The organism is Prolixibacteraceae bacterium (assembly GCA_019856515.1).
In the GTDB taxonomy this organism is placed as follows: domain Bacteria; phylum Bacteroidota; class Bacteroidia; order Bacteroidales; family Prolixibacteraceae; genus Halosquirtibacter; species Halosquirtibacter xylanolyticus.
The window spans coordinates 848133-868947 of record CP082230.1 but is presented as its reverse complement, the minus strand read 5'-3'; the positions used below and the strand labels follow the sequence as shown (position 1 = coordinate 868947).

The following is a 20815-nucleotide window of genomic DNA, read 5'->3' as shown; positions in this document are numbered from 1 at the left end:
TTTTGGTATTTTAAATTTCAATGCACCATTGAAACTTTTCTATTGCTTCCTATAGTTTGATAATATGTTGTGTGTTCTCACTATCTTTTGATATACATTTGATCATATAGATGTTGGGAGGCAAGGAGGCGATGCTAAGAGGTGTTCGAGGTTTGTGTTTGTAGAAAACTCTTACGATACGCCCATCCATTGAATAGACTTCGATCTTATCAAAGCAGATGTCAGTATCAATATTTAATAGATTCTTGGTTGGATTCGGAAAAACTAGTAGCTTATCATTGTTTTTTGGCGTTTGTGGAGCTAGGTCTTTAAGATTCGTGTTTGCTTCTGTTAAGTTAATCCATTGCCATGTCTTTCCTTTAGTAATGCCATCTTTGCCGATAACATCTATTCTCCAATAGTATGTGGTGTTTTTCTCTAGCTTTCCAGGTGTAAAAATGTTATTATCTTGTCTTTCCTGATAGGTTGAACTATTGGTGGTTGCATTGCTTACACTTGCAAATGATTTACCAAAATAGATGTCGTATTGTTTGGCATCGTATCCAGGACGCCACATCAGATCAATATATTCGTTTTCTACGATACTTTTATCACTTGGAATAGGCATTGTAGCATAAGCTTCTCTTCTTCCTGGTATCCAGTAATTCTTTGCACTATATTCATATGCTCCAATATCTGGAACTTTCCCTTCATATTCGAGAGGTAGTTCTGCTAGAACTGATCCTTGATCAATAAGGTTACTATGATGTCTTGGACGAAAATCATTTTGGCTTACATCTCTAAGTTGATCTTGAATTTTTTGTTTGGTCACATATCCATTCCAATTATTCTTATCGACACCAGATAGAGGACGATGTTTGCCTCTATGACCACTCATTTGATTGGCAGCATTGTTTCTTGTGATATTACCTTCCCAATTCGTCTCATCTAAAACGGTAATATCTTTTGACTTGCTATTAAAACAAGTATTGTGGTATACTTGGTGGTGTTCTCCTTTTATCATTAAACCTCTAGCAACATTCATTGTGACTTGATGATGGATAAATCCATGATTACTCCATTTTCTAGGTGGGATAGGAGTGTCAAACCTAACACCTATAGCATCACTATTAAAAATCCAATTATGTGAAATGTTACAGTTTGTAGCAGGGCCAATCATTAAGTGTATCACTCCGACATCTCCTCCATTCGTACTACAATGATTGAAGAAGTTGTTATGAACAATGGCTGCTTTAAGACTTCCGTAGAGGCAATTTCCAGATGGAGAATTGATCACCGTATTATTGTTGAACTCACAACTGTTTCCCTTGTGATAGATAGCATATTGGCCATGTTCGAGGGTAGAAGTTGAGTGGTCTATATTTTCGAAATGACAGTTGTCAATAATATTCTTATTCCCGTACATTTTTATGGCTTCGCTGTCTGTATTATAGAATGTACAATTGGTGATAGAACAATGGGTTGTTTTCCTTGGATTCGTTTTAAAACTAGTGGTAGGCCTATATCCTTCTTCACCTAACATACGTCTAGAACAAGAAGGATATTCAAAATCACAATCAGTAACATGAGAATACATGGCGTCCTCCAATCTAACTGTATTTCCAAAAAAATGTAGTCCTTTGATCGTGAGATATTCACACCCATTTAGTTTGAAGAAGTGATCTTGTGTTTTACACCTTAAAGGAACGATTGGAGTAGAAGATGATTCACTCCACCAATACAATTGATTTGTATTTTTATCGTAAAACCATTCATCTTTAGTGTCTATAAGATTAAGGTGATTCTCAAGATAGTATCTTCCTGTGGTGCCAATCCTCTTTGCCAATGTGATATTTGAGGTGCTTGGAGTATGATCTACAACATGAGTTAAATTTAGTCCTCCCTCACATACAAAAGAGGCATTTGTAATCTCTTTATTCAATTCGGTAAGATCAATATTGTCATGTGGAGTGTCGGTTACAGTCTTATCATTCATCTTTAACCTTGCCCATGATTTTGAATGATTCCATATGGATTTATCTTCAAAATTTGCATTTGGCCAACGTGCGTTAATAAGCCATCTTCGATCTTCGAATAGTTGCCATGTGTCAGAACTAATCGTTGTCTTCATAATATTTCCCTCATGTAAAACCCAGGGAGTTGTTCTGAGCTTATCGACTTCTATTGTGCCGTCTAAAAGAACGTTTTCATTTTTATATCTAGTTATCGTAATGGGTGTTTCTTTTTTTCCGTAAAGCCTCGATTCTTTTACGTTTTCGTGATAGACACCTTCGCGGATAAAAAGAGTTTGTCCTGCAGATAGTGTTGAAATCGCAAAATTAATAGTTTTAAATGGAGCATCTATCGATCCTTCGTTATCATCAGAACCATACAAAGAGACATATTTCTCTTTTAGATCGTATGCAGGAGCTTCCGAAACGATAAGTTCATCAATAAGCCAAGTTGTTGCGGTACCGCTATCTGGTATTGTGATTGTTAAAGTATAAGATCCATCTTTTGCTGGACGGTCTAATGGTTTTATGATTTTCGAGTGGGTATAGTAGCTTGTATGCGAAGAGAAGGTATACCTCTGTGTTTTTGCACCAACGATTCCAAAAGAGAACTCTTTTGCATATTTTGAAGCTTTTACTGATAGAACTATCTTATAGTGTTTTCCTCGTCTTAGTTGTTTGATTTTCTGAGTAACAGTGATTTTTCGATCAGCATTACTCTCTTCATTAAAAGTAATGATTTTTAGCGCTTTATCTCCTTCTTTTGCACTTGTGTCGATTCCAATTGTCGCGTTGGATTTGTCACTTTTGTTGTATTCAAAATATTCCTCTTTACCTTGTTCAAACCCATCGTTGGTTACCAGGTTTTGTGCTATACCTGCAGTATGGAGAACTGCCAAAAGTACAAGCGTAATAATTCTTCTCATTCATTATTTTTTGCAACAGGAAAACTAATTTATTAAAGCTTCTGTTTTTGTTAAAAAAATGACTGCGTCTTCTGTTATGGGCTATTAAAAAATATGGTTTGTTTATTTGAGTACTCTCAAAAGTTGTTATTGTAAACAATGAGGGTTCTCATGTAAAGGAGGAGAATGTAACTTGAAAATGTGATCAAAAGGTCTGTAAATATAAATATATTTTTCATAATGCAATGATCTGAAGTTGATATATTCATATTGATTGTTAAAATATTTTGCACTCTAGTTTTTTTGTTGTCTTTGAAGGTTTTGGGCTTTTTTTGTCTTGTGAGATGATTTTGGAACCAGCCTTAATAATTAATGTATCCAATTAGTTGACTACCTCCCGAAAAGAGATGTAAAGTTGTTAGAAACATCTGATTTTCTTAGAGAAGAACATGCTTAAGAACAAGAAAGGATAGATTAAAAATGGTTCATCCACATTTTGCATATATATTTCCATGCATTCCTTTAATTCTTAGCATAAAATAATCTAAGTCTCGATAGCCATAAGCTTGTCTTTTCATTGTTTTTATCTTGTTATTTACTCCTTCTAAAGGCCCTGTAGATATCCCACATTTATACCAATTCAATATTCCTGTTTTATGTCTAATCATTAAATCTGCAACCTTTTGGAGTTGTGGTATCTTAGTCTCCTTTACTTCTTCTATCCATTGCTCTAGTAGCTTTATTGCATCATTAATATTGTCTTGATTCCATAATTCTCTTAATTCCTCTTTCAAATAGTATGCATAAAACAAAGAGATGTTTATTTCCAATACCTTTTCCAATCTAATGTCTTCACCTTTCTTGTAATTAAGGTTTTCAGGGTTTTTTAGCAACAACCAACGACTTCCTTTTAATTGCTTCTTAATGACTTTATCCTTCTCTTTGTTGTAAATAGCTCTCCGTACTTTACTTATGGCATCATTGACCTTTTTTACCACATGGAAGTGGTCAAATACTATTGTGGCTTTAGGTGCATTAGTACTCACAGAAAGGATATAAGCTGCCGACATATCTATAGCAACAGACTCTATCTTAACTCCATTTATTTTTATTCTTTTCCAAAATGAATCTAATGAATCGGAACCCTTACCATGTCCAACATGTAGCACTCGACCGCTATCTAGGTCATATACACATGTCATGTATACGTGACCCTTTGGAACGGCAAATTCATCAATAGCAATATGCTTTACACCCTTAAGTTTAGGGAATTGATACTTAATTTTTAAATGAGACTTTATGATATCTTTGACAATGTTCCAGTTAATGTCAAGATAATGACTAATTGATTGAATAGTCAGGCCATCAGATAAAAACAACACTAATTGTTCCAACGATCGGATGTAAGACTTCTGTTCTCTAGCAAAAGTGAGATGCTCCTGTCTTATTATATCACATTTCTTGCAATAAAGACGCTGGACATCCATTTTAATTACACACTTCTTCTTTCCTATTCTAGGGGCTTTAAAGCTACGAGTCACAACTCCACAACATGTAATCTTTTACAAAGACAACATCGCAACTTATCTTTTTTTGTTTTAACTTTAAGGTAAACAGTATCTCCAATATAAGAAGACGATAATAATTTCTGGTCTCGTAAGCCTAAACAATAAAATATACTACTGGTATTCATAATCTATAGATTTAAGATGTGAACTTATTTTTCTTATAGAATATGTTTCCAGTGTTTTTGTCCATATACGCAATTCATGGATGAACCAATTTCCAATTTAGTCCCTAAAACATGGAATACAGAAATTGATGTTTACATTATGCTATTTATATGCAGTGGGTTAATGAAAATAAATGAAGAAAAGAACTTGTCTATAGTCCAGAGAAAATAAACAAGTTCTTTGCCACCTGAATTTTATGAACGGCCCTGTATATGGATCCAACATCACCAATAGTTGTATTTATACCAAATTGATCTCTATTAACAGATGGATGTTCTCCTCTATATGTGTATTTGTTGTATCTGTTTATTTCCGAATTCGACTAAAGGATTGCTTTAAATTCGATGACTTGACCTCCCCCTGCTGCAAGAAATAGTTCTAAACTTCCATTGTTGTTTACCTTCACCTCTTTAATTATGAAAGTGGATGGGTTATCTCTCCAATGGGTCTTTGGAGTATCAGAATATACCTTTGCATTATATTCAATACCATTCTTAAGAAATGATAGATCAATTGAGAAAGAACGAGGATTTTCGTCAGTAATGCTTCCTAGGTACCAATTTTCAGTGTCTCTCTCACGACGAACAACGGTGTAGTAATCTCCAATCTTTGCATTTAGTACTTTGGTTTCAGCCCAATTAGTTGGAACGGACTTTATGAAATCAAATGCTCTATTTCCTATATAGTTATCGGGTAAGTCAGCAGCCATCTGAACTGGACTATACATTGTGAGGTAATAGGCTAATTGTTTACATAGAGTGGATCTAACTCTTCGTTTATTAGAATCTCTTTTAGGATATGTCATCTTAAAGATACCTGGGGTATAATCAATCGGTCCTGAGAGAATTCTAGTAAATGGTAATACTGTTCCATGTTCAGGGCTATTCCCTTTGCTCCATGCATTGTACTCTTGACCACGAGCTCCCTCTCTCGCCATAATGTTTGGATAGGTTCTTTGTTCCCCAGTGTATTTTATGGGTTCATGATGAATGATCATTAGTTTGTGTCTTGCCGCAGTTTGAATCATCTTTCGATAGTGACGAACCATATATTGCCCATGGTGATGTTGTTCGTATGAATTTCTTTTTTTATTCCAATTGACATCTCCAGTATATCCTACTTTAACACTTTTAATACCAAGGTTATGGCACATCTGATAGAGACTATCCATTGCAGGTTCATAGTGGTCAATATCAGAAATGGTTTCGTGGTACATCATCATGCGAACTCCTTTCTCCTTCGCATATTGGCACACCTCTCCAATATTGAAGTCTCCTGCAGATGTCTTCCAATCAAAAATACCATATCCCGTCCATGTACCAGACATATCATCCCACCCTTTATCCCATCCTTCAATAAGAACTTCTGGAAATTGATGTTCTGCCGCAAAATCAATATATCTTTTCGAATTTTCAGTGGTAGCTCCATGTGGTTTCTTTATGGGTTTTCCATGCTGATTTTTTTCTGCCCAAGCTGAATTTCCAATATGCATTTCCCACCAAATACCGATATATTTAAATGGTTTGATCCAATTAGTCTCTTTAATTTCACAAGGAGGATTCAAATTTAATATCAGAGAGGATTCGACAAGATCTCCGGCATTCTCGCCTATTTGGATAGTTCTCCATGGAGATGTAAAAGGTGTTGATGTTCTAACTAGATCTCCATTTTTCCATGGTGTTAGGTGGGCTTTTAATACATCGTCTAGGCGAGTGTTTTTCAAACTCATATCAGCATAGTCAACAAGATTTGCTTCATGAATACTTACCATTAAATTATCATGAACCTTAAATGTTGCAGGAGTGGCACACATAAATGGCAACTCTTCTTTGTTTTTCATCCGAGCAAATTGTGTGGTATCCCCTATTTGATGGATAGGAGATTGGTAGTACTTTTTTTCATAATTATCGTAATCTGCAAAACACCACCATGAATCACAATTATTAATAAAATTAAACTCGGTTAACTCATCTGTAGTAACTACTCAGGTTCTTCAGATAGGTTTTAACCGACAAAAACTTCAAACACGTTGATTTGGTGTACAATGTTGATAAATAACAATGTATTTGTTGATTACTTTTAGTTGTTATCTTTTCTATTTTGACCATAAGAATAGATCTTTGCAGGCATGAATAAAGTTGATCGTTTAGAAAAAGAAAACAAGGCATTAAAAGAGCAAGTACAATCTTTACTGGCAAAATTAGACATTGTTATGTCGGAGGTAAGAGCTTTGTCAGAAGAAAATGCGATGCTTCATGCTAAGATTAAGACTCTTGAAGATCAACTATCACGTAGCAAGAAAAATAGTGGTAATAGCAGTTTTCCTCCATCTAGAGATTTATCAACAGTAAAGAAGAACCAATCTCTTCGCAAGAAATCTAATAAAAAATCAGGAGGTCAACTTGGTCATAAAGGCATGACTTTATTTCAAGATGCCACACCGACCGATATCGAATCTCATCATCCTTTAGCTAAGTGTAGTTGTGGAAATAGACTGAATCCTGAGGATGCTAGGTTGCTATGCAAGCGTCAAGTTTTTGATATCCCCCCTGTTATTGAACCTATATGTATTGAGCATCGTCTTTATGAGAATAGATGCAGTTGTGGACAAATCCATAAAGGAGCTATGCCATCCAATGTTAATGCACCAGTTCAATATGGTCCCAACATACGTTCGCTAATTCTTAGTCTGCATATAGAGCACTATATCCCTTTAAATCGGATTAGTTCGCTAGTAGAAGAGCTGACTTCCTATAAAATAGGAGATGGAACTATTGACAATATTTTAAAACATGCAGAAAAGGTATTCACTCCCCTATATGAATCTCTACGTCAATCTATTGAAGATGCCAATATAGTTGGATCTGATGAAACAGGTTGTAAAATAGATGGCAGTAAAGGATGGATGTGGGTTTGGCAAAATTATGAACTAACTTTTATCACAGCACATAGATCTAGAGGGTATAAAGTTGTGGAAGAAAATTTCAAAGATGGATTTACTAATGCTACTTTAGTAAGTGACTGCTATGCTTCTCAACTAAAGACCCCTGCCAAACATTATCAACTATGTCTAGCTCATTTACAACGCGAATTAATCTACATAAAGCAACAGACCAATAATAGATGGGCACAAGATATATTAGATCTCTTTTCAGAAGCCATGAAATTAAAACGGGAAGCTGAAGAAAAAGATTTCCCACTAGATAAGGAAGCATCATTTAAGACCAAATTATTAGAACTTCTGAATATCGACATAAATGACGATCAGCTCGATGAAATCAGAACATTACGACAACGATTAATAAAGAAAATCGATAGTGTGTTTACTTTCTTAAATCATTATGAAGTACCGTTTGATAATAATGCTTCGGAAAGAGCAATGCGTAACATCAAGGTAAAACAGAATGTGTCTAAGGGATATCGCACAGAAGAAGGGGCGCAGAGGTATGCCATGTTGCGATCTATAACCGACACATTAAAGAAACAAGGAAAGAGTGTTCTGAACATGATCGCATATTGGCTATCATGCAATAATGTTAACTTAAGCTGGGAATAGATAATTTTGAAAGTTATCTTCTTGAAGCTCTATTTAAAATCTAATAGAGGCTAAACTATAATACTACCTGAGTAGTTACCATCTGTAATTATAAAATCCTTTATATTAGCCTGAGTAGGAATCACATATTTAAAAGCAACCCCATCATTATATGCCCTGAAAATCATATCAAGCTTAATATTGCTCTGTTTGTGGATTAATTCCACTTTAAGCATATTGTATTTATTTTGAATAATCTCTTGTTGACCCCATACAGTCTTCCATTGATGATTTTCATGAAGTGAATCGATACTGTTGATCACAAAATTATCTTTCAGATCCATGCATTTGAACTTGAACCCTAATTTTGATGCTTCAATAAATCCTACATTATTATGGTATACCCGGTAATAAATAGCTCCCTCTTTAGTTATATTAAAGCTTATTTTATTTTTTCCATTTGGGGAGATTAATGCGATACTATCATGTTGGCAAGATGTTAAGAAGAGTGTATATCCCAATACAATAAATATCATTACATTAAAGAATCGTTTTGTTTTAAATAGCTGTCTATCCATTTTACTCTTTTTAGTATCCTAAAAATACATTGCTTAAAATATTAACTTCTCTATAATGGTTTCAAGCTACCTTAGTTCCAGTTTTCTTCTATTATCTTATCTATCTTAGGGTAGTTTTCATCTGTTTCATTTAAATCAACTCTTAGTTGGTGTAATCGCGATTTTAGATCTTTTACTACCTTCGAATATCGAGGATCATTGTAACAGTTATTCATCTCTTGAGGGTCTTTTTTAAGATCATAAAGTTCCCATCCAGGTGTCGTTTGCCAGACCCTTTTAGACTTCATTGCTGCGTCTTTGAAATGTAGCCCATAGAAGAAAATGAGTTTGTATTCTTTGGTTCTGATGCCAAAATGTCCTGGGTTCTGATGGTGCATCATATGAGCCCAATAACGATAGTAAGTTTCTTGTTTCCAGTTTTTAGGCTCTTTCCCTTTAGTGATAATCTCTGCAAAACTCTCTCCTTGCATCTGTTTCGGTTTCTTTCCGCCTGCAAGTTCTATAATGGTAGGAGCAAAGTCCGTATTGTTAATGATAGCATCGCTACGTGAACCAGCTCTGATTGTCTTTGGATATCGGACCAAGAAAGGCATACGCATTGACTCTTCATACATCCATCGTTTATCTATATAATCATGTTCTCCTAGCCAAAATCCCTGATCTCCAGTGTATATGATGATAGTGTTATCCATCAGGTTATTTTGTTCTAGATAGTCAAAGAGGCGCTTTACATTATCATCTACTCCTTTGACACAGCGCAAATATCTTTTGAGATACTCCTGATAGGCAGCATGTTTGTACTCCATATCACTTAGGTTGGGATCAATTTTCATATGCTTACCCATATTACGGATGGAGTTACGTTTGCCGACACTCGAACCAATAGAGTCTTTCATCTGATCGTTCAACCCTCGTGTTGCAATGGAGCCATGATTGCCATCATAATACATACTGGCCGGTTCTGGAATATAGGTGTCCTCCAGGTAGTTTTCATACTTCCGATTAAAAACAAACATATCATGAGGAGCCTTGAAGTGGTGCATTAAGAAAAAAGGTTTGCTCTTATCTCTTTTATTCTTCAACCAATCTAATGTAATATCAGTTACTACATCCGAAGAGTGCCCTTTATATCGTTTACCCGGAACCTCTTTGCCTTTTTCCTTATGTGCCCCTGCTGCTTTTCTTGGAACCATTGATGTCATTCCTTTCTCCACAAGAATAGGGTCATAGTACTTCCCTTGCCCGTAAAACACATTGTAATAATCGAAAGTCTCAGGTCTTTTGTGTAGGTGCCATTTACCTACGATAGCTGTTTGATATCCTAATGTTTTCATCTCCGTTGCAAGGTAAAGTTTTTCAGGAGCGAGAGGTTGAGATAGGTCGAGGACACCATTGGTTTGACTATATTGCCCTGTCATAATACATGCCCTTGAAGGGGTACATATTGAATTGGTGCAAAAAGCATTTTCGAAAATAACACCTTCATTCCCAATTCGATCAATAGTAGGGGTCGGGTTTAGAGGTGCCAAACGACTATTATATGCTCCAATCGCTTGAGAAGTATGGTCGTCCGACATGATGAATATTATGTTGGGACGCTTACTCTTTTTTTTAGCATATAGAATGCTCTGTGGTAGCATACAGCTTAATAATAAAATGGTTATTTTTCTCATAGATTTTATATTTTGTATGTTTCAGTTTTATGCAATTTTAGTTGTACGTTTCAGAAGTAACATCAAAATAGGAATGAATATCAGATGTCCGTTATATAAAGTTGTGTATTTGGGCTAATTAGTATGTCCTTAATTGTCCATGAAATGTAATTAAACATCTATAATGCCATCTGCTTAGTCTAAAATTGTCTCATTTGTTAGATAGAGTCCAAGAGTATTGTTCTATTTAATAGAAGATTATGGAGGAGTTATGTGATATTGTCATATGTGTGACCTCTATAGGTCGATCGATCTTTGATCTTTAATATTAAAATTAAGATTTTCATCTTTGGGATTAAATACTCATATTAGACGTTTCTCAGAGGTCGTTTCAAGAGAGTTTGACCTTATTGGAGTATTACCATATTTTAAATTTATAGCTAATTGATGGACCAAACATTTAAGTATTTAACCCAGAATGATAAAGATATAGCATGGGGTATCTATGCTAATGTCTCGGGATATGCTGTGATTAAAAGCGATGAACTATACCCTCCAATAGGTCATCCTGATGATTATAGTTTTGGATGGGAGCAGGGACGAGTTTTGAATGAATATCAATTGCTGTATATAACCAAAGGAGCAGGTGTTTATGAAACTCCCCACACCACCTTTCGTGTAAATGAGGGAGATGTTATTTTGGTCTTTCCTTATGAATGGCATCGATATCGACCAGAAAAGAGTAGAGGATGGACAGAGTATTATGTGGGATTTAATGGAGATATTGCCGATCGCATAATCTCTTTTTTTGATTCGAAGAATCCTGTATTATATATCGGATTTAATGACGATATATATGGCGCATTTAAAACTATAATTCAACTGTCTATAGAAGAGAAAGTCGGATATCAGTATGCTGTGGGAGGGCAAATTATTTATCTACTTGGCCTATTAAAACATATACTACTAAACAAAAACTATGGCAATACAGAGATTGAAAAAGTGATCAACCAATCTCGTATCTATATGCGGACACATTTGACAGATGATTTTCGTATGGAAGACTTAGCGAAGGATTTACATGTTGGTTATTCTCTTTTTAGAATTGAGTTTAAGAAGTATACAGGGGTCTCTCCGCGACAATATCTGTTGCAATTAAAGATTCAAAGAGCCAAAAATCTTCTTGCCAATGCCATCTTCCCTATTAAAGAGGTCGCATATAGGTCTGGATTCGAATCTTCTTACTACTTCTCTAGAGCTTTTCGCAAATATGTGGGGCAATCCCCATCGGACTATCGCAAAGGAATAACGTTGAAAGCAACAATAGGTTTGTGATATATCATTTTGTGCAAAAGAATGATCATTTTATCTATTTATATAGACGTGAGAATGGGGCATATTTGCACTATCGAAATGTTAAATCATGATCCTCGATATTTGATAATTGTAAACAAATGAAACGAAATTGTTTCTGCTTATGCAGGTGGGCGTGTGTGTTTAAATGAATGAGTAAAGTATCGTTTATTGATATGTTTGTTTGTGATAGATTCGAGGATATGATTTTTGCAAATGTGAAACTAACTAAAGGTACGATATATGAATGTAGGTATAATAAAGAGATATACTCTCTTTTTCTTGCTGATTCCATTGTTGTCATTTTCGACATGCTTTGCTAAAGGGCTTAAGATATATGATGCAAAAACGAATGGACAGTACTCGCCATTGGGCATGGGTACTACAAACCCTATCTTTTCGTGGAAACTGAAGTCTAAGCATCGCAATAAGAGTCAGCAGAGTTATCAGATAGTAGTCCTCTCGGATTGTGGAGATCTATTGTGGGATAGTAACCGAGTGAAATCCGATAATAATATACTTGTTAAATATGATGGGAAAAGATTAAGTTCAAATCAAGATTGTAAGTGGAAAGTTAAAGTTTGGGATAATCATGGTGTCGAGAGTGCATGGAGTACATATTCTCATTTTCACACCGGATTGATGAATGAAAAGGAGTGGAAGGCAAAGTGGATTACGACAACAAAGCCTATTTACTCTCCTCTCTACTTGAATGAGTTTGAAATCTCTTCAACTCTTAAGTCTGCCTACTGCTATGTGAACTGCCAAGGATTCTTTGAACTGTATGTCAATGGACAAAAGGTTGGTAAAGATATTTTGTCCCCTGCAGTGAGTGATTATCGTTATGAAAACTATTATTTGACTTATGATATACGTAAATATCTAAAGAAAGGAAAGAATAGAATTGGAATATGGACAGGTAAGGGGTGGTACTCAAAAGGGTTACCTGGTGTAGACCAACCCTCTGCTGTCTTTCGACTACAAGCCCATTTAAGTTACTCCAATAATGAACAGTTGGTTGTTAGTGACACTCATTGGAAGAGTGCCGAGAGTAACCTACAACGTGTTGGTCGATGGAGATGGAATCGAATGGGGGGAGAGCTCTTTGATGACCGTATATCTATGAAACAATGGACTGAGAATAGAGCGGCTTTTCGATGGACTGACGTCTCTGTTGTAGACTCATGTCCAGCTACCACTTCAGCCCAAATCTGTCCTGTAAATATCTTGAGTGAGAGAATTAAAGTAAAAGAGATTACGGCATTGAACAAAGGGGAGTGGCTTATCGATTTTGGTAAAAATTTTACGGGATGGATGAAGATGAGAGTGCAAAATCGCTTTGCTCATGATACAATTAATTTTATATATTCCGATTTTTGTGACCAAACTCCAGAGCAGATTTCAAAATATGAATGGAACTTCGGAACACGAATCATTAGACAGTGGGATGCGTATATTCCTTCAGATCGTAAAGAGGGAGTATTCTGTCCCAAATTTAACTACCATGCGTTTAGATATGTAATCGTACAAGGGGTTAATTATAAGCCAAAGCCTGAAGATTTTGAAGGGATAATGATTGAGTCTGATTTGGAGACCGTCGGTGGATTTACTAGTTCTGATAGTGATTTAAATGCAATATATACATTGAACCGTTTTACATATCGTTGTTTGGATAATGGTGGTTATTTTGTAGACTGTCCTCATCGAGAACGATTAGGATATGGAGCAGATGGCCAAGTTGCGATAGAAACAGGAATCTACAGTTTTAATACCTATAACTTCTATAAGAAGTGGGCTAGAAACTGGATGGTGAATCAAGAACAAGACGGTAATTTTAAACATACAGCTCCTTCTCCATATGGCGCTGGTGGTGGTCCTGCATGGGGCGCGATGGGAGTTATTCTTCCTTGGAAACTATACAAGTACTATGGAGATATTGATTTCCTTCGAAAGTCGTTCCAACACATGAAACGATATGTCGCATTCTTAGATTCGAAATTTGTTGATGGTGTATTAAAACCATACGGTAAAAATACGAAGTGGGGATTTATTGGAGATTGGCTTCCTCCAGGGAGGGGAATGAACTCAAAGAATCGCCTGAACAATGAAGAACGTGAATTATTCAACAACTGTTATATGGTGTATCTATATGAGATGTTGTCAAAATCGGCTCAAGTACTCGAATATAAAGAGGATCAGCAGAAATATAAGAATCTGGCCACCTCGCTGAAAGGTCGTATCAATGAGTGTTACTACCATAGTAAGGATACCATCTATGCTGATGGAGGACAAACGTATCTATCTTTTCCTCTATTAATGAAGGTGCCTGAGAGTGATGATTACCAAAAAGTACTTGAAAAACTCGAACATGAGATTAAAGTTGCAAAGAATGGACACCTAGATACAGGTATGCTTGGTACCTATTTTATGCTTCAACTATTAACCGATATTGGAAGGTCTGATCTAACGTACCTGATGATGAAACAGACCACTTATCCTGGTTGGGGATATATGGTGGCTCAAGGAGCAAACACTTGTTGGGAGCAATGGGACGGCTTTTGGTCGAATATTCATGCCTGTTTTACTTCAGGTGGCGGATGGTTCTACCGTGGCGTGGGAGGGATTCTGCAGAAAGAAAACTCCTCCGCGTTTAAGAGTATATTAATCAAACCTCAGTTGATTGATTCAATCCAAAGTCAAAGTACATATTTTAATTCTCCTTATGGTCGCATTGAAGTCGCGTGGAAAAGAGATAAGAAGGGTAACCTTCAATATGATATTGAGATCCCTGTAAACACAAAAGCGGAGATCCACCTACCTGTGGCGATGAATAAGAAAGTGTACGAATCAGGGAAGATTATTGGTAGAGATATTACCATCGTAGATCGAAATAAGCATACTACGACATTAGAAGTCTCTTCAGGGAAATATGTGTTCACAATCAAATAAGATAGCGGTGTTGAAAAGTAATATTATTCTAAGTTGTTTATTGTTGGGACTATCTAGCGTTACTCCAGCTAAAACTATTGCAAAGGGGAAAAGGCGACCTAATATCCTATTCATTCTTGCAGACGACCAAAGAAATGATCTGTTATCGTGTGCTGGACATCCTGTGGTGAAGACACCTACAATTGATAGGTTGGCTAAAAAAGGTGTTCGATTTACAAACGCTTTTGTGACCACTTCGATCTGTGCCGCAAGTAGAGCTACGATACTTACGGGGCTTTATGAGTATAAACATGGGTATACCTTTGGTAAAGAGCCAATAAAGCAAGAGGATATGAAGATCAGCTACCCATATATGTTGAAGAGGTCGGGCTATAAAACAGGTTTTGTTGGTAAATTGGGGATTCGTTTTAAAGATCAACAGACACTTATAGACTCATTGTTCGATTACAATAAAGTGACTGATAAGAATGCTCCCTATTTCGAGTACGCCAAAGATGGTACAAGAAGGCATAGTGCCGAGGTTAAGGGCGATCAGGCAATCGAATTTATTAATCAACAGCATGCAGAACAACCATTTTGTTTGTCCGTTAGTTTTAATGCGGTACATGCAGTGGATTCAAACAGAAAGCCAGGTAATGAAGGGCATTATCCTTATCCTGAATCTACCAAAGATATGTATCGAAATGTGGTGATGCCTACACCTAAATTATTAAGCCAAGAAATAATTAATAGTCATCCGAATTTCTTAAAGACATCAATAAATAGAGAGAGATATTTTTGGCGATGGGATACTCCAGAAAAGTATCAGGTAAATATGCGAGCATACTTTAGAATGATCACGGGTTATGACCAGGTGATATCTAAAATGATAAAGGCATTAAAAAGAAAAGGACTGGCAAAGAATACAGTTATTATTTACATGTCAGATAACGGCTATTATATGGGCGAGAGAGGTTTTGCGGGCAAGTGGAGCCATTATGAAGAATCGCTTCGTATACCAATGATAATTTACGATCCTAGGATGCGTAAAAAGGATGTGGGTAGGACTGTCGATCATATGGCACTCAACTTGGATATTGCAGCTACTATCATGGATTATGCTGGAGTTCCAAATCCTACCCGAAACCAAGGGATTAGCCTTATGGATGCAGTGGAACAGAAGGATTTTATTTCCAAACGAAGTTGCTTCTTTATAGAGCATCGGATGGATCATCGTAAGATACCGAAATATTATGGGGTAAGAAGCTCAAGATATGTCTATGTTAACTATTATGACCAAAATCCAAATTACGAGTTCTTACATGATCTAGATGTGGATCCTAGCCAGCGGATCAACTATGCAAAAGATCCCGCATATAAAGAAATTATTAGGAAATTAAGTGTAGAATGTCGATCAATAAATGGTACAAGGTGAAAGATGTACACATAATTACGTTATAAAAATCAGATCGATGTTTTACCTTAATTCCATCTTCATAATAATTTGATTAAGTGCCTCTAATTTAACTATCCCCACAGTACATGAAGTTTTGTATTGTGGGGTTTGTGTTATCTGTCGCGTTGTAGATTGTCAATAGGGTGAGATGTAAAATATAAGTAAGTTGATATAACCGTGATATCCACAAGAAACAGGTGTTTGGGTTTATGCAACCATTTGATTATTAGTTGTATGTGTTTTTGGTGCAGTGAACTAAAATGATGTGAGATTGTTGCAATGAATGTAATATGCTCATCCATTGTATGATATGAATGGGTTAAAATCACATACGTTCGTATAACAGAAATAAATATTTATCTCTAATTGATATCACGATGAAAAAACGAATCACATTACTTTTGATTACACTGATGTCTGTATCTGTGTTGGCCCAGTCTCCGGTAGGAAAAAGATACAAGCCTATTGTTTTAGATAATGGTCACAACCATACCAAATACACCACCGAACCTACCGACATTATCTTTAAGTTTGCGGCTTATACCACTTCGTTTGATTCCGATGACAACGGGATTGCATGGGGTATTCCTGAATGGGTCTCATACGAGGTGAAGAAGAAAACAAAAGAGATAGAGAAATATACTCGTCCAAAATGGATGACGGATGACAACTTACATAAAGAAGGTATTGCACCCAATGATGCGACCTATGCTGTTTCTGGAACAAAACTGCTCAAGGAGGTGAAAGGCGACTATCGTTTTGTTCGTGGGCATATGTGTAATAAAGATGCTGCCGATAGAATATCGATGGAAGCGGGATATAATACCCACACCGTACTTAACGCCGTCCCTCAGCTTCAATGGCAGAATAACGGGATATGGAAAAGTCTAGAAGAAGAGGTGAACCATTGGGCTGATAAATATGAACGTGTATGGGTGGTCTGTGGTCCCGTATTTTTTAATCAATCTCCATCCATGAGACTAGGACAGGAGAGTGAGGTAAAGGCTGCCATACCTGATGCATTATATAAAATCGTTATCAAGGAAACGGATTCTGGAATTGAAACTTTAACATTCCTATTTCCCAATATTATTCCTAAGAAAGAGAAAGATTTTAGACTCTATTTGACAAGTATGGGACGCATAGAGGAGCTAACAGGTTTAACATTCTTAACCAACCTTAGTGATAGCCAACAAAAGGAGATCAAGGCCGAATATCGCGATCTAACGGATGGGGCAAAAAAATCGGTTGTAAATAAATGGAAATAATTAACAAATACACTCTTTTCCGAAGGAAAGATAAGACCCCCTAGATCTTATCTCCATTGCAGCTCTTATTCATTAAACATGCAATAGATCTCAGTGATAATAATTCGTTGAAAGTGCAAAGCGTCCAATCTTAAAGGGATGGGGGTGTTACATGTGGCTGGATATCGGGTTAAAACTCTCGGATATCATACGATACGCTCTTCAAGAGATATGGCGCAATCATGTGTTCTATTTTAAAATACTATTATAACAGCTTAAATAGACCAACGTGCAAAGAACTTCTTTACTATCTTAGTATCACAAACAAGTTCTTTGTACCTTTATTTCTATGAACAAATCCAGTTCTATTTGGAGTCGGTGAAATTCAACGAAATAAGTTGATTGTTAGCTGTGTATATTGGTTGTTTTCCGATGTTTACCTCTGTCATGATCAATGAAGAGCTATTTATGATACCATTATCAGATCTTACTCCTTCAATACCATTTGCCCCTGACAAACAAGCTACTGTCTCCTGAGATAGTTCGAAGTTGCGTCAATGTTCATTCGAAGTTCATTCATCGATTTTCCATTTTGGGTGAGGGTAATTCGAATGTACTTGCAATGATATTCAAAAGAAAGCATGGGATCGTCACATGCTAATCAGGGGATAGAGGCTTTAGATCGTTATTATCTTTGGTATGCTGATATTTTATGATCATCTCCTGCATACCATAGGTCTTTTGATGTTAATCCTATTTATATCTTCAATACTTTCTCTCCTTATCCTTCGCACCTTTCAATTAGCATATCTATCTTATGGAGGCCATTAGTTTACCATCTCTTCACAGAGGGATCACTACTATCAAACCCTGTTTTAATACGGTTCGGAAACGGTTCGAATACGGTGATTTTTCGAATATACTCCAGAGTTCTTTTGAAGTTCGTTCAATAAAAAGGGTAGAACTATGACCCAACTATGAACGAAGTATGACGCAACTATGAACAAGCACCGTATTCGAACCGTATTGAAACCGTTTTCGAACTGTATGCAAGTCGGGTAGATTTAGAGTTGAGGTGTCGTTTACTTGGGGAGATACTTTCTGATAGATGGGGTAGTTATACTCCTGGTAATTTGGGAAATTCGAAGTGAATGGGATCGTTGTTTGGATTAAGGTCGTGTAAATGAAAGCTGTCTGACGATGTAAAATTAACTCTGTCTAAACCTACTTGAATTAGTAGATGCGTAAGGAGTTAGCTTAAAGTGGATAGTGGAGTGGTCGATTGTAAGGTGTTGTGTGTTGATTTTTGTGCCATCTATATCTTTTATGTGGATGACAGAAAGTCTAAAGTGCCTTTCTTTCCTTTGACCTTCTGTCATAGTCATATTTATATTCCCAACTTCGTTCATCGTTCGCCTCTACTTGTGTTTCGTATGGTCGTTCAATGTGCATTGAATGGATATAAGATAGACTCTTGCCTGAGATTAAATTATTCGAGTAACTCTTTTCTGAGGCTTTGTTTTAGTGAACATCTTTTCTGCTTGTATTTGGTCTCCACATGGCGAGCTTTAAAATCACCTCCATGAAAAGTCTTAATAGGACTACCTTTCTGTATCTCTGCTTGGTTTTTCCCCTCGGCTTGAATTGCTCTTTTTTGTTTGTTTACCTGTTCAAACTTAATCAATGCAATAAGTCTCTGCTTTGCCAGCTTCTTATTTTGGAGTTGTGAACGACTCTCAGAAACCATCACTTGTAGACCCGAAGGATGATGTTTTGCTCGTATTGCCGTACTAACCTTGTTGACATGCTGTCCACCAGGGCCTCCAGCTCGTATGGCCTGATAACTGATATCGTGATCATGTACGACAAATGAACTGTTGGATAGATTGATTTTGTTAATGGCAACAAACCAATTCTTTTGTTTATGGTCTTTTCGAAATTGACTATGCCCAATCCATAAGATCGTTCCAATCCATTGCTTTGAGAAGCTTTCGACATTTTTTCCTTCTAGCTGAATGGTCGCAGAGAGTAGCGTCCCATTCTCTACCCCTTTTTCTCTGTGCAATATATGGTGTTGACAATTTGCCTTTTGTGCATCTTCAATAAGAAATTTTAGTATTTGTGCTACAACCCAGCAACACTCTGCAGGGCCTCTTCCTGATGTTATTTGTAATATAATAGTTTCCATTTTTCTACTGTTTGTTCATTCTTACAATTTGAGGATAAAACTCACCCTCGATGTTAATTAAACCTTGTTGTGAATTCATCATCTCTTCACGCATTTTGTATGCCATTGGTGCCTCTTCTGTTTCGCCTCAATAAGTGTAACATGTTGTTGGTTAAAGAGTTCTTTTAGATCGCTATGGGTAAAGATCTCTTTGGCTTGTTTTCTACTGAAAGCCTTATCTGCTCCATAAGAGGCGGAGTGGAGTGACTCTGCATTTTCTTTTTCTGAAACCATATAACCGTGATCCAGCATATTTATAGCCAAACTTTTCGCCCTACACGCTGTGTAGTTTATCTTCTTAAGGTCTTTGCTTTTTATTTAGTACTTGCTCATCTGTCAAAATATTACCGACTGTTTGAAAAATAGCAGAGCTACACCACAGATGTTATCTGTAGGTCGCACAAGCGTAGAGAATGTCGTTAAAATGACAGAGATGTCAAAGCATAACCTCTCACTTCTGTATTATTCGACAGTCAAATAAAAAAATAATGAAAATTGAGAATAAGATAAATGTCTTATTCCAGCGACCAAAAACAAGAAGTACGATTAGTTCTCAACTAATCCCTCTGATCTATTTGCGGATATATAATCTAAACTTTAACATAATAAATACCCTCTCTTTAAGTGTAAAACATGAGATGAAGTGTGATGCAAAAGTATAATATAATATGTCAATATCCTAAATCAAGATGAAATAAATATCCGTTCCCATGCAACACGATAGATACATTGACCGATCTCTACTATGCTCATCATAAAAAAGCTATGTATAAATTTTTACTATATATTTTAGTGTCTTTGCACCCTTGTGGTTCTATTTTTAACCATATCATCCCTATTTTCTATATCTCCGCGTTCCCCTTGATCCATATAGATCATCGTCTATTCCAATTTATAGGCATGCCTTTTACCTACGGATATAAATTTCGTCTTCCTGAATCAAATGTAGAGGTCGTAAATATATTTGTGACAATACAGTGTGTATTGGTGTGAATCGAGATAGTGGTCTTTCCGAATATGTTTCTGTCCCTGTTGAAAATGTAATGAAAATTGACGTACGTATTCCTGACGAAATCGTTATCACTTTGTGATACTGTAGAAAAATAAAATATTAAAATACCTTTGAATTAGATCTTGTATATATTCATAAAAAGTCAAAAATAGTGGACTTCTAGAGATAGAGTGACATCGAATATGTCACTCTACTTTA

Annotated in this window: 12 protein-coding genes; 5 read left to right on the top strand and 7 right to left on the bottom strand. The window is 36.2% G+C overall.

Annotation, left to right across the window (positions count from 1 at the left end):
- Positions 1 to 49 precede the first annotated feature (49 nt).
- From K5X82_03030 to K5X82_03020, 3 genes are all read right to left on the bottom strand, one after another.
- Positions 50 to 2917, bottom strand: a complete 2868-nt coding sequence (locus K5X82_03030) for a T9SS type A sorting domain-containing protein (GenBank protein ID QZT37882.1) — start codon at positions 2915 to 2917, stop codon at positions 50 to 52.
- A 464-nt stretch (positions 2918 to 3381) separates the two neighbouring features.
- Complete coding sequence (locus K5X82_03025; GenBank protein QZT37881.1) at positions 3382 to 4437, bottom strand: ISL3 family transposase; 1056 nt, start codon at positions 4435 to 4437, stop codon at positions 3382 to 3384.
- Positions 4438 to 4951: 514 nt separating this feature from the next.
- The gene (locus K5X82_03020) at positions 4952 to 6469 is read right to left on the bottom strand and encodes a glycoside hydrolase family 97 protein (protein QZT37880.1); all 1518 of its coding nucleotides are present in this window, start codon (positions 6467 to 6469) and stop codon (positions 4952 to 4954) included.
- A 288-nt stretch (positions 6470 to 6757) separates the two neighbouring features.
- Between K5X82_03020 and K5X82_03015 the strand changes: the two genes are divergently transcribed.
- Positions 6758 to 8185: an IS66 family transposase gene (locus K5X82_03015; protein ID QZT37879.1), complete on the top strand. Its 1428-nt coding sequence runs from the start codon at positions 6758 to 6760 to the stop codon at positions 8183 to 8185.
- A gap of 50 nt (positions 8186 to 8235) precedes the next feature.
- On the opposite strand, the gene K5X82_03010 is transcribed toward K5X82_03015, so the two are convergent.
- On the bottom strand, positions 8236 to 8742 hold the full coding sequence (locus tag K5X82_03010; GenBank protein QZT37878.1) for a glycoside hydrolase family 97 N-terminal domain-containing protein: 507 nt from the start codon (positions 8740 to 8742) through the stop codon (positions 8236 to 8238).
- A gap of 71 nt (positions 8743 to 8813) precedes the next feature.
- Entirely contained in the window at positions 8814 to 10415 is a 1602-nt protein-coding gene (locus K5X82_03005; GenBank protein ID QZT37877.1) for a sulfatase, read from the bottom strand.
- A gap of 426 nt (positions 10416 to 10841) precedes the next feature.
- Between K5X82_03005 and K5X82_03000 the strand changes: the two genes are divergently transcribed.
- The 4 genes from K5X82_03000 to K5X82_02985 all read left to right on the top strand — a co-directional run bounded on the left by K5X82_03000 (position 10842) and on the right by K5X82_02985 (position 17399).
- Positions 10842 to 11729, top strand: a complete 888-nt coding sequence (locus K5X82_03000) for an AraC family transcriptional regulator (protein QZT37876.1) — start codon at positions 10842 to 10844, stop codon at positions 11727 to 11729.
- Positions 11730 to 11990: 261 nt separating this feature from the next.
- Positions 11991 to 14696 (top strand): glycoside hydrolase family 78 protein, encoded by a 2706-nt coding sequence (locus K5X82_02995; GenBank protein QZT37875.1) that lies wholly within the window; start codon positions 11991 to 11993, stop codon positions 14694 to 14696.
- A 7-nt stretch (positions 14697 to 14703) separates the two neighbouring features.
- Positions 14704 to 16110: a sulfatase gene (locus K5X82_02990; GenBank protein ID QZT37874.1), complete on the top strand. Its 1407-nt coding sequence runs from the start codon at positions 14704 to 14706 to the stop codon at positions 16108 to 16110.
- Positions 16111 to 16508: 398 nt separating this feature from the next.
- Positions 16509 to 17399, top strand: coding sequence for a DNA/RNA non-specific endonuclease (locus K5X82_02985; GenBank protein ID QZT37873.1), 891 nt, complete (start codon positions 16509 to 16511; stop codon positions 17397 to 17399).
- A 1468-nt stretch (positions 17400 to 18867) separates the two neighbouring features.
- Here K5X82_02985 and prfH read toward each other — a convergent pair.
- Positions 18868 to 19566, bottom strand: coding sequence for a peptide chain release factor H (gene prfH / locus K5X82_02980; GenBank protein QZT37872.1), 699 nt, complete (start codon positions 19564 to 19566; stop codon positions 18868 to 18870).
- A 78-nt stretch (positions 19567 to 19644) separates the two neighbouring features.
- Positions 19645 to 19857 carry an RtcB family protein gene (locus K5X82_02975; protein ID QZT37871.1) on the bottom strand — a complete coding sequence of 71 codons (213 nt, stop codon included), beginning with the start codon at positions 19855 to 19857 and terminating at the stop codon, positions 19645 to 19647.
- Positions 19858 to 20815: the final 958 nt, after the last annotated feature.

Excerpts from the sequence above, each read along its gene's own strand:
- K5X82_02985 (QZT37873.1), top strand. The coding sequence starts at position 16,509 with ATGAAAAAACGAATCACATTACTTTTGATTACACTGATGTCTGTATCT.
- prfH (QZT37872.1), bottom strand. The coding sequence starts at position 19,566 with ATGGAAACTATTATATTACAAATAACATCAGGAAGAGGCCCTGCAGAG.
- K5X82_02975 (QZT37871.1), bottom strand. The coding sequence starts at position 19,857 with ATGCTGGATCACGGTTATATGGTTTCAGAAAAAGAAAATGCAGAGTCA.
- K5X82_02995 (QZT37875.1), top strand. The coding sequence starts at position 11,991 with ATGAATGTAGGTATAATAAAGAGATATACTCTCTTTTTCTTGCTGATT.
- K5X82_03010 (QZT37878.1), bottom strand. The coding sequence starts at position 8,742 with ATGGATAGACAGCTATTTAAAACAAAACGATTCTTTAATGTAATGATA.
- K5X82_03015 (QZT37879.1), top strand. The coding sequence starts at position 6,758 with ATGAATAAAGTTGATCGTTTAGAAAAAGAAAACAAGGCATTAAAAGAG.
- K5X82_03020 (QZT37880.1), bottom strand. The coding sequence starts at position 6,469 with ATGAAAAACAAAGAAGAGTTGCCATTTATGTGTGCCACTCCTGCAACA.
- K5X82_03005 (QZT37877.1), bottom strand. The coding sequence starts at position 10,415 with ATGAGAAAAATAACCATTTTATTATTAAGCTGTATGCTACCACAGAGC.
- K5X82_03000 (QZT37876.1), top strand. The coding sequence starts at position 10,842 with ATGGACCAAACATTTAAGTATTTAACCCAGAATGATAAAGATATAGCA.
- K5X82_03030 (QZT37882.1), bottom strand. The coding sequence starts at position 2,917 with ATGAGAAGAATTATTACGCTTGTACTTTTGGCAGTTCTCCATACTGCA.